We start from the raw sequence: 8,011 nt of genomic DNA on the forward strand, positions 1-8,011 counted from the left end.
GAGGCTGGGAGGTCCGTAGTACAGCAGATTCGAAGGCACCCTGTCATATCGCGATCCCACGCCTGAAGCGCGCGATCCGGGCTGCGAAATCCGCTACCGCGCTGCCCGAACTTCGCATACCGTCGCGCCGGAGAGGCCCGCATCAGGCGGTGTCGTTCAGAGGGAATGCCCATGCGCAAGTATCTGGCCGTCGCGGCCGTTCTGATCTGTGCGTTTGCCACCCCGGTGGTGGCGGAAGACCTTGAGTTTCTGCTCGTCAACAATTCCAGCAGCGCCCTGACGGGCTTCTACGTCTCGGCGGCCAGTTCAGAGCATTGGGAGGAGAACCTGCTGGAGGGCAGCATCCTGGCCAGCAACTACGAGGTCACCGTGGTCATCGCCGATGGGCTGAGCACCTGCATCTACGACATCCGCGGGGTGTTCCAGGACGGCGATGTGGTCGAGGACCTGGCCCTCGATCTGTGCGAGCTCGGCGAGTACACCTTCACCGACTAAGGCGTGCGTCCGAGCTAGGGGTAGTACTCCCGTACCCGGTCCCGCTCGATCAGGGCGGGATCCCGCTTCGCCGGGTCGCCGTAGCCGCCGCCGCCGGGGGTCTGCACGGTGATGGCGTCGCCCTCGGTGATCGAAATCCCCTGTTCCTTCGACAGGTGCAGCGGCGTGTAGCTCTCGCCGCCGCGCTCCACCAGCACCGTGTTCGGCGCGCCGTCGGCCCCGCCGAGCGCGCCCTGGGGGCCGACGCGGCCGTGGTCCATGACGAAGCTGGCCCGCGCGTTGCCCCGGCGCAACCGCACCTTGTAGCGCACGCCGAAGCCGCCGCGATGCTCCCCGGCGCCGCCGGAGCCTTCGCGCAGGGCGTATTCCTCGTAGAGGATCGGATAGCGCTGCTCGACCACCTCGATCGGCGTGGTCTTGGAGATGCCGATGGTGGAGCAGCCGTTGGAGATGCCGTCGCCCCCCGCGTGCCCGCCATAGCCGCCGCCGGAGATCAGGTAGCAGACATAGCCGCGGCCGGTCTTCGGGTCGGTGCCGCCGAGCGAAAAGTTGCCGCTGGTGCCGGCCGGGGCGGCGAAGAGGTGGTCGGGGACCGCCCTGGTCATGGCTGCGAACACCGCCTCGGCGATGCGCTGGCTCACCTCCGCCGCACAGCCGGAGACTGGGCGCGGATACTTCGCGTAGAGGAAGGTCCCGTCCGGGTCGGCGATGCGCAGCGGCTCGAAGGTGCCGGCGTTGATCGCGACGTCGGGATAGATGTGCTTCATCGCCAGGTAGACCGAGGACCGCGTGGTGGCGATCACGCTGTTCATCGGCCCCTGGCAGGGCGGGGAGGAGCGGGACAAGTCGAAATGCGCCTCCTCCCCCCTGATCGTCAGGGCGAGGGCGATGGTCAGCGGTTCGTTCACCACCCCGTCGCTGTCGACGATGGCGGTGCTTTCGTAGACCCCGTCGGGCACGGCGGCGATCTTGGCGCGCATCTGCTGGGCGGCGCGGACCCGCATCTCGGCGATGGCGCGATCGACGGTGTCGGCACCGTAGCGGTCGAGCAGCAGGGTCAGCCGACGCTCGCCCACGGTCAGGGCGGCGGCCTGGGCCTTGATGTCGCCGATGCGCTGGTCGGCGATGCGGATGTTGGAGTTGATGATCGACAGGATCTCTTCGTCGATCGCGCCGGCCTTGTAGAGCTTCACCGGCGGCAGGCGCAGGCCTTCCTGCTCGACCTCGGTGGCGCTGGCGGAAAACCCGCCGGGCACGGCCCCGCCGGTATCCGGCCAGTGGCCGGTATTGGCCAGCCAGCAGAACAGCTCGCCTTTATAGAAGAACGGCTTGACGAACTTCACGTCCATCAGGTGGGTGCCGCCCAGATACGGATCGTTGACGATGTAGACGTCGCCGGGCTGCAGGTTGCGGGCGCGCTCGATCACCGTGGCGCAGCAGTCCTGCATGGTCCCGACGAAGACCGGCAGCCCATCCTCTCCCTGAGCGATGAGGGCGCCGTCGTCGCGGTGGTAGATGCCGTCGGAGCGGTCGTGGGTCTCGCTGATCACCGGCGAGAAGGCGGCGCGCGAGAAGGCCAGGTCCATCTCGTTGCAGACCTGCTGGAGACCGTTCTGGATGACCGTCAGCGTGATCGGGTCGATCGCGGGATGCGGATCGCGGGAGAGGGCGGCTGGTCCGGTCATCGGCACTCCATGGTCGTTACTGGGCCGCCGACGCGAGGTTGGCGTCGTAGGCGGCCAGGCCGGAGGTCACCACCGGATCGTCGCAGCCCTTGGCGTTGATGATCTCCTTGGCTTCCTCGATGAGGAACAGGCGGCGGCCGGCGCCGACGGCGGTGCCGGTCAGCCGGTCGATCCGCTCGCCGATGCGCTGCTGCTGCTCGTGGCTGAGCGTGACGTCGCGGCACTTGGCGACGGCCTGCAGGCCGATCTGGTAGTTCAGGTAGACCTCTTCCTGCGGGGTCTCGGCGGCGGCGCGGGCGCCGGCGCTGCCAAGGGCCATGCAGATCAGGGCGAAGCCGACCAGGCCGGCGACGAGCAGGGTCGGGAAGCGGTCGGGGACCGAAACCCGATCCCGGGCACGGGAGGATAGGGATCGGGAGAGAAGGGGCGATGTCATGACGGCAGCCTCACATGGTGGAGATGGTCACTGCAACAACGCGACGGAGACCAGAAGATTGCCGAAATCGTCGAGCCGCGCCGACTGGCCGGGCTCGATGACGGTGGTGGAGTCGAACTGGGCGACGATGGCGGGGCCGTCGAAGGCGGCACCCTCGGGCAGGCGCTCGCGCCGGTAGATCGGGGTGACCTGCCAGCCGCCGTCCTCGAACCAGACATCGCGGGTGGTCTCCTGCGCATCCGCCACCGTGGCGGCGCGGTCGTTCGAGGCGGCGAGCTGGGCCAGCGGCACGGCCGGGCGATGGCCGAGCACGGCGGTGTGCAGATTCACCAGCACCGGGCGGATCTCCGGCAGGTCGACGGCGAAGCGCTCCCAATAGGCGGCGGCGAACAGCCGGGCGAGGTCGTCCAGGCTGGGCGTGGCTGTATCGAGCGGCACCTGAAGGATGTGCGACTGCCCGAGGAACTGCATGTCGACGCTGCGGCGGATCTCCACGCTGGCCAGCGCCACACCCTCGGCGTCGAGAAGGGCGCGGCCCTCCGCTTCCTGCTCGGCGAACAGCGCGTGGACGCCGGCGATGTCGAGCGCCTCCAGCGGGGTGTTCAACGTGTTGACGAAGTCGTGGCGCAGGTCGGCGACGGCGCAGCCGATGGCGTTGGTGATGCCGGGGCGGGCGGGCACGACGACAGTGGGCACCGCCAGCTCGCGGGCAAGGGCGGTCGCGTGCAGCGGTCCGGCCCCGCCGAAGGCGAACAGCACGAAGTCGCGCGGGTCGTGGCCCTTCGACAGCGACACCATGCGGATCGCGCCGGCCATCCGGTCGTTCGCCACCCGCAGGATCGCCGCCGCCGCCGCGTCCGCCGACAGACCCAGCGGGGCACCGACGGCCTCCACGATGCGGGCGCGGACGTCGTCGAGCGAGACCGGGTTGTCCACCGACAGCAGCCGCGCCGGGTCGAGCCGGCCGAGCACCAGATTGGCGTCGGTGATGGTCGGCCGGGTGCCGCCGCGTGCGTAGCAGATCGGCCCGGGCACGGCCCCCGCACTCTCCGGGCCGACCTTGAGCAGGCCCGACGCGTCGACCGAGGCGATGGAGCCGCCGCCGGCGCCGATCGTGTGCACGTCGACCATCGGGACGTGGATCGGCATGCCGTATTCCAGGTCGAGCTCGCTGTGGATGCTGGGGATGCCGTCGATGATCAACCCGACATCGGAGCTGGTGCCGCCCATGTCGTAGGTCAGCACGTTGGCGAAACCGGCGGCCCGGGCGGTATAGGCCGCCGCCATCACGCCGGAGGCGGGGCCGGACATCACCGTGTTCACCGCCTGATCGGCGGCGCGCTCGGCGGAGATGGTGCCGCCGTTACCCTGCATGACCAGCAGGGTGCGGGCGTAGCCGCCGTCGCTCAGCCGGTCGGTCAGGCGCTTCAGGTAGCGGCGCAGGACCGGCTGGACCGTGGCGTTCACGGCGGCGGTGGTGCCGCGCTCGTACTCCCGGAACTCCGACAGGATCGCGGAGCCGGCGGTGACCTCGGCCTGCGGCCAGCGGGCGCGCACGATCTCCTCCGCCCGGCGCTCGTGGTCGGGATTGGCGTAGCTGTGCAGGAAGTGGATCACCACCGCCTCGCAGCCGGCATCCTTCAGGGCGTCGGCGGCGGCGGCGACCCCGGCCTCGTCCAGCGGGGTCAGGACCTCGCCGTCGGCGTCCATGCGCTCGGCCACCTCCAGGCGCAGCTCGCGCGGGATCAGCGGCTCGAAATGGCCGGTCAGGCCGTAGGAGGTCGGGCGGGTGCGCCGCCCCAGTTCCAGCACGTCGCGGAAGCCCTTGGTGGTGATCAGTCCGGTGCGGGCGACCTTACGTTCCAGCAGGGCGTTGGTGGTGGTCGTCGTCCCGTGGACGATCTGGTCGAGGGTGGCGGTGTCGACGCCGGCCGCTTCGAGCGCCGCCATGACGCCGCCGGCCTGGTTGTCGAGGCTCGTGGGCACCTTAGCCAGTGCCAGCCCGCCGGGCAGGGCGGCATCCAGATAGACGAGATCCGTGAAGGTCCCGCCGACATCGACGCCGACGATGCGCGCCATGGGGCGTGTGCCGTTGCCGCTCACCGCGATCGACCTCCCTACGAGAAACTTGTTCGTATGCTAACGAATTGTGGCGGAGGCCGGAAGAGTCGAGTTGAGGATTTTGAGAGCGGTCACACCCGGCGGGCGAACCAGACCACGCGGCCGATGATCGACACCTCGTCGACCGTGCGCTCGTAGTCCTGATAGCGGGCATTGGCCGAGCGGATCAGCACCCGCGCCGGCTCGGTATTGGGCACCGGCTCGAGCTGCTTGGCGACCAGCCCCATGCCGTCGAACAGTACGAAGATACCGGGCGGAGAGGGGGCCTTGCGGGAGGTATCGACCAGGATCTTGTCGCCCGCCTCCAGGATCGGCTCCATGCTGTCGCCGTCGATGGAGATGATGCGCAGGTTGTCGGCGTCGGCATGCAACTCGTGGTGCAGCCAGGAGACCGGGAAGTACCAGTTCTCGCCGCGCTGCTCCTGATCCATCAGCGAGCCGCCGCCGGCCGAGGCGATGATGTGGACCTCGGGCACGGCGGCCACGGCCGGATCGTTGTCGATCGTCAGCGCCCTTGCATAGGTGACCGCCCGCCGGGTGGTCATCTCGGTGGCCTGGCGCGCGCCGGAGGACACCACCTTGGGCGGGGCGCCGTCGCGCAGCTCGCTCTCGTCCACGCCGAGATGGCCTGCCAGCAGATGGCGCACGTCCTCCGGCAGCTTCCGGGGCGTTCCCCGGTGCACGAACTGGTGCAGATAGGCGTGGTTCTTGCCACAGGCGATCGACGCCTTCTTCAGGTCCGTGGGCGGATCGCGGTGCGCGATCAGCTCGAGGACGCGGCGTCGCGTTGGATCGAGTTTCATGAGTTCGATCATATTCCGATTATACGCAGGTGTATAGAATAATTTTCCTATTGTATGCCTCAATGTGATGCCATAGGTTGATCTGTTCCTATTGTGTGCAAATGATAGCGACTGGAGGCGATTCCCTATGGCTCAGACCGCATCCGCCATTCCCGGAAAACCGGCGTCGGAAGCGACGCCAGACCCGGCGCCCCTGTTGCTGCGCGAGGCGGCCGACACGTTGCGCCGGCTGCCTCGGGGGCTGGCCAGGCCGCGCCTGTCGAGCTGGCCCGAGGTGGTGCGGGACAGCGCCTCCCTCTTCGCGTCGTCGCAGGATGCCGCACGCCGCCCGTCGCCGCCCTCGCCCCAGGCGATCGACCGGATGGACCGCACGCTTGGCTGGTTGCTTGCCTGCGACGAGGAGGCGCGACGGCTGGTCTGGGCCCGGGCCATGGGGATCTCCTGGCGCCGGCTGGAGGATATGGACGGCCGCAGCCATGTGACGCTGCGCAAGATCGTCGCCCGCGGCCATGACCGGATCCGGGTATTGTTGGCTGCGGATGATAAGAAAAAACCAGTAATAAGAAAAAACTCTTTACAGGATTTATAAAAGCGGCTATACCTTCGCTCAAGCTTGGATCACTGTTGTTGTCGGTTGCCGCGTAACATGGTCATTTGCCAAGTTAGCTGTACCGGTTTGCCACGATTACTGACTTCGCAGCGTGAATAAGCTAATAAAATCAAATGCCGGAGCAGATTCGCGGGCTGCGGGCGAATGACCCCTTAGTTTCGATTTTCTGACGCCCCAACGGCCTGCTTTTAGACAATTTCGACGCGACCGCAGGACCAATTCCTCCTTCCGTGACACAGGGCTTCTGGTTCGCACGATCGGCAGTTCTGCCCGCGATCACCCGATCGCCCGCTTCTCATAGACCGACGAAATAGCGTCGCCGTCCCACACATAGCAGAGGTGTCGTTCCTGCCTGGCGTTCGACAGCAAGGGCGGCCGGAACACCGCAACACATTCGCCACCTGACCGCCTCACGCTGTCATAGGCGATGCCGTTGGAACCGCTTTTCTTAAGCTCTCTGGATAGATGCTGGGCGGCCGCGTAGTTGGTCGCGTGGTAGACCAGTGAATAGGCGTCCTGCTGGCCCCTCAGGTCATGCAGGTCGCCCGTCAGGTCGACCAAGTACACCCGCATATCGAGTTCCATGCGCAGCTGTGCCGTGGCCCGCATGAAGCGCTCTCGGTGATATCGGGTCTCGGCAATCGCGGTGTCGAGATCACCCGCGGCATAAAAGACGCCATAGCTGCCGTCGGTGAACCTGCTCCCATCAGGGTTCAGGTGGGTGAAGGCCGCCATGATGATGCTCGTGCCCGGGCCACTGATACGGTCTTCCGGAGGCACCATGCTGATGTTGCCCACCTCCTCCCGCAGGCGCGGATTGGTCATCGCCTCCAGTTCGAAGATGGCCTCGAGGTCATCAGGTTCGGTGACGCGTTCGAACAGCTGGATGGGCGGGAAGCGGCTCGGGATGATGCGCCAGGATGGCTTCCACTCGATGCGGGATACCGGCAGGGTCACGCCCAGCCGCCTCGCTGTGCATCGAGATACTGACGCACGACGAACAGGTCGGCGACTTGGCCTGAGAGCATCCGGGACAGCGCAGGCGCGCCACCGAACAGGGTGGCTGTGTTGGGGTGCCGGATCCACTCATTGGCCGCCTGCTCGTTCGGCAGCAGGATCTGTAGTGCCTTGTAGATGCCAACGATGTAGGAGATGCGTTCCAGGGTGTCTTTGGGCAGCGTCGTGTTCGGATCCCGCTTCCACTTGAAGAAGGTCGAGCGCGCACTGGCACCAAGAAGCGTCATCTGCTCCTCGACCGACAGTTTCCACAGGTCGGCGATCCGGAAGAACGTCCGCAGCGCCGGGCCAGATAGTTCCCTGCGGCTGCGGGCTGATGCGGGTTGTGGAGACAATGCCATTAGTTTGCTCCATATATGCATTCGTACATACCATAGTACATATATGGACTGCCTTCAATGGGCCTTGGATCCTCCGAAGGGCACGTTGGACCCAGCGACTAAGGCTTGAACGGCAGCCTGCGCCCAGCCATCAGCACGTCCATAGATCTCTAAACACCCAGCCTGCGACGTGCTCCCCGTGATGTCCGCGTTCAGAAGTTAGTTCTGTTCCGGTTCTGGTCCTGTGTTGACCGGTTGCGGTATTCCCACGGTGTGAGCCCACTGAGGCTCGTGTGGGGGCGGTGGTGGTTGTAGTCGTCACGCCAAGCACCGATCAACTGGCGGGCATGGCGCAGGCTGGTGAACAGGTGCTCGTTCAGGCACTCGTCGCGGAGCCGTCCGTTGAAGCTCTCGACCAGGCCGTTCTGCATCGGCTTGCCGGGCGCGATGTAATGCCACTCGACGCCCCGCTCCTCCTGCCAAGCCAGAATGGCGTTCGAGGTGAGCTCCGTTCCGTTGTCGCT

The 8,011-nt window shown here is 66.6% G+C and carries 9 protein-coding genes; 2 read left to right on the plus strand and 7 right to left on the minus strand.

Going from position 1 to position 8,011, the window contains the following annotated elements:
* Window positions 1-171: 171 nt before the first annotated feature.
* Complete coding sequence (locus BLS34_RS08805; RefSeq protein WP_038014425.1) at window positions 172-495, plus strand: hypothetical protein; 324 nt, start codon at window positions 172-174, stop codon at window positions 493-495.
* Between the two features lie 14 nt (window positions 496-509).
* On the opposite strand, the gene BLS34_RS08810 is transcribed toward BLS34_RS08805, so the two are convergent.
* From BLS34_RS08810 to BLS34_RS08825, 4 genes are all read right to left on the minus strand, one after another.
* A complete protein-coding gene (locus BLS34_RS08810) occupies window positions 510-2,180 on the minus strand; it encodes a hydantoinase B/oxoprolinase family protein (RefSeq protein WP_093149668.1) in 1,671 nt (556 codons plus the stop codon).
* Between the two features lie 16 nt (window positions 2,181-2,196).
* On the minus strand, window positions 2,197-2,616 hold the full coding sequence (locus BLS34_RS08815) for a hypothetical protein (protein ID WP_093149670.1): 420 nt from the start codon (window positions 2,614-2,616) through the stop codon (window positions 2,197-2,199).
* A gap of 27 nt (window positions 2,617-2,643) precedes the next feature.
* Window positions 2,644-4,719, minus strand: coding sequence for a hydantoinase/oxoprolinase family protein (locus tag BLS34_RS08820; protein ID WP_245701942.1), 2,076 nt, complete (start codon window positions 4,717-4,719; stop codon window positions 2,644-2,646).
* A gap of 89 nt (window positions 4,720-4,808) precedes the next feature.
* Window positions 4,809-5,540, minus strand: coding sequence for a S24 family peptidase (locus tag BLS34_RS08825; protein WP_028793464.1), 732 nt, complete (start codon window positions 5,538-5,540; stop codon window positions 4,809-4,811).
* 127 nt (window positions 5,541-5,667) lie between these two features.
* On the opposite strand from BLS34_RS08825, the gene BLS34_RS08830 reads away from it, so the two are divergent.
* Window positions 5,668-6,129, plus strand: a complete 462-nt coding sequence (locus tag BLS34_RS08830; RefSeq protein WP_093149673.1) for a DUF6362 family protein — start codon at window positions 5,668-5,670, stop codon at window positions 6,127-6,129.
* Between the two features lie 297 nt (window positions 6,130-6,426).
* On the opposite strand, the gene BLS34_RS08835 is transcribed toward BLS34_RS08830, so the two are convergent.
* From BLS34_RS08835 to BLS34_RS08845, 3 genes are all read right to left on the minus strand, one after another.
* Complete coding sequence (locus BLS34_RS08835) at window positions 6,427-7,107, minus strand: RES family NAD+ phosphorylase (RefSeq protein WP_093149676.1); 681 nt, start codon at window positions 7,105-7,107, stop codon at window positions 6,427-6,429.
* Window positions 7,104-7,508, minus strand: a complete 405-nt coding sequence (locus tag BLS34_RS08840) for an MbcA/ParS/Xre antitoxin family protein (protein ID WP_175474162.1) — start codon at window positions 7,506-7,508, stop codon at window positions 7,104-7,106. Before BLS34_RS08840 ends, BLS34_RS08835 begins: the two co-directional genes overlap by 4 nt.
* Before the next feature lie 191 nt (window positions 7,509-7,699).
* Window positions 7,700-8,011, minus strand: a 312-nt coding sequence (locus BLS34_RS08845) for an integrase core domain-containing protein (RefSeq protein ID WP_139189175.1), incomplete at its 5' end; no start/stop codon positions are given.

The organism is Thalassobaculum litoreum DSM 18839 (assembly GCF_900102465.1).
GTDB classification, from domain to species: Bacteria; Pseudomonadota; Alphaproteobacteria; order Thalassobaculales; family Thalassobaculaceae; genus Thalassobaculum; species Thalassobaculum litoreum.

Bases quoted from the DNA above. Each gene is read 5' to 3' on its own strand.
- BLS34_RS08810 (WP_093149668.1), bottom strand. From the start codon at position 2,180: ATGACCGGACCAGCCGCCCTCTCCCGCGATCCGCATCCCGCGATCGAC.
- BLS34_RS08815 (WP_093149670.1), bottom strand. From the start codon at position 2,616: ATGACATCGCCCCTTCTCTCCCGATCCCTATCCTCCCGTGCCCGGGAT.
- BLS34_RS08825 (WP_028793464.1), bottom strand. From the start codon at position 5,540: ATGAAACTCGATCCAACGCGACGCCGCGTCCTCGAGCTGATCGCGCAC.
- BLS34_RS08805 (WP_038014425.1), top strand. From the start codon at position 172: ATGCGCAAGTATCTGGCCGTCGCGGCCGTTCTGATCTGTGCGTTTGCC.
- BLS34_RS08840 (WP_175474162.1), bottom strand. From the start codon at position 7,508: ATGGCATTGTCTCCACAACCCGCATCAGCCCGCAGCCGCAGGGAACTA.
- BLS34_RS08830 (WP_093149673.1), top strand. From the start codon at position 5,668: ATGGCTCAGACCGCATCCGCCATTCCCGGAAAACCGGCGTCGGAAGCG.